Here is a 1,380-nt window from a genome sequence, read left to right on the forward strand (position 1 = left end):
TCCATGCAATTCTGGACGGCGTTCAAGTCCCAGGATTGTTCGTGCTTGATCGTCAGCGTCCAGTACTGCGCATACCCGCCCACCGTGAAATCGGGGCTGGCGGATCCTTGGTTGGCGTAAAATCCGCTCCAGAAGCGGGAGCCGCTGAGAAACACGTCTACGGGCGTCGGCGTCGGCGTGGCATACACAGGCGGCGCCGTTCCGAAGGGGGCCGCGGCGACCTGACCCGAAGCACCCTCTGGCGGCGCGGCCAGCGCGGCGGACACGGTGAGCAGCAGGGCGCTCAGTGCGAGCGCGAACGACAAACGCCTACCCCTCGACAGGCGAAACATCGATTCTCTCCCCCTCTTCGTACGCTGCGCTTGTGCTCGTCTCACGTCTCGACGAGACACGCGCAACACCAAGACTGTGGAACGCTTTCTACAGCGTACCGCCAAAGAGGCAGGCGCGACAATCGCCCAAAGGGGTTAGCCCGAAGCCCTTCTTCAGTGGGTTGGAGGGAACGCGCCCGAATCGACGAGCTTCTTGAAGTAGGTCCAGCTGGTCTCGTTGGGCGACGTGTACGCGGTGGGCGCCGTGAGAAACGTGGGGTGGTTGGCCTGTACCCACTCGTGCATCTCGGGGGGCAGGTCGCTGATGCCGTTCTCGAGCTTCATCCCGTGCGATTGATACACCAGCCGCCCAGGCGCGTCGCCCATCTCCATCCATGGCAGCCAGGGCCCCTGGCGCGTCCACGAGAAGGTGGCCGGGACCGAGGGTGTGGAGCGATCGTCGAGCGCCGCCGAGGGGGTGGTGAACTGAAAGAGCTCGCCCCCCTGGTAGGTGTCGCTGCCCGAGTACTGCGGATACTGGGCTTTCGGCAGCGGCGACGGGTACTTCAAGAACACGTCGAGGTTGAAGAACGTGTTGTCGCCCACGCGGTCGGCGGGCACCAGCGGGGCGTCACCCGGTTCGACATACAGCGCCGAGTTCACCGGGTCGTTGAGCACCGGCAGCACGTGCACTGTCTTGTTCGTCCAGGGGTTGACCCACACATCAAGCATGCGGTGGCTCACCGGATCGCGATACACGGCGGTCTCCCGGCTCAGCAGCAACCAGCCGCCCTCGCCGTCCGGCACCGTGCGCGCCACGTTGTACCCCTCGAAGTCGAAGAGACGGCGCGACCGCTGCCCCTCGACATCGCTGTACACGCCTCCACGCCAGTAGTACACCGTGTCTTCGCCGGTCTTCGAGCCGCGCACCCGCACGAAGGCGTCGAGGTTGTCGCGGGCGTCGCCCACCACATCCGGAGGGGCTTCCTGGCTCGGCGGCAATGCCAGAGGCGTCTGCGCGGGGGGCAGCAGCGGCGGGGTGGACACGGGGGAAGCGATCACACGCATA

General features: G+C 65.7%; 2 protein-coding genes. Both read right to left on the reverse strand.

Going from position 1 to position 1,380, the window contains the following annotated elements:
• Positions 1-332: hypothetical protein (locus tag EB084_25515; protein ID NDD31623.1), on the reverse strand; the 332-nt coding region annotated here is incomplete at its 3' end.
• Between the two features lie 153 nt (positions 333-485).
• Entirely contained in the window at positions 486-1,379 is an 894-nt protein-coding gene (locus EB084_25520) for a DUF1838 domain-containing protein (protein ID NDD31624.1), read from the reverse strand.
• Position 1,380 lies beyond the last annotated feature (1 nt).

Source organism: Pseudomonadota bacterium (assembly GCA_010028905.1).
Classification (GTDB): domain Bacteria; phylum Vulcanimicrobiota; class Xenobia; order RGZZ01; family RGZZ01; genus RGZZ01.